The organism is Rhodococcus sp. P4_F3_2, assembly GCF_056401335.1.
Window position 1 is genome coordinate 1 of the sequence record NZ_JBFUJN010000320.1, and the last position, 349, is coordinate 349.

1 protein-coding gene is annotated in these 349 nt (G+C 36.4%); it reads right to left on the reverse strand.

Going from position 1 to position 349, the window contains the following annotated elements:
• Window positions 1-58 precede the first annotated feature (58 nt).
• On the reverse strand, window positions 59-349 hold a 291-nt coding region (locus AC1DWA_RS33910; protein ID WP_477917955.1), incomplete at its 5' end, for a hypothetical protein.

The following is a 349-nucleotide window of genomic DNA, read 5'->3' on the forward strand; positions in this document are numbered from 1 at the left end:
CTTGCAACACATTGACCTAAGTATCCTGATCCTCCAGTAATAACAATATTTTTCAATTTCATTTACTGATACCTTCCTTATTAATTAAATGGGGACCCCATTGAAAAAAGGGTTGGTTACACTTAACTTGTACAAATATATCAAGTAAATTGATTATTGAAGGAAAAGAGACACGTGTAACCTCCCAGCCCTTAATCGTAGTTTTTTTGCTAAATTGAGAGGCTAGGGCCATCGCTGCCATCGTAATTCTATGGTCTTTAGGTACATCAATACTAGGTAAGGATTTTAATGGACCAGGAAATACTGTTATTCTATCCTTCGCAAGAAGGGTCTTAATACCGACTTGATC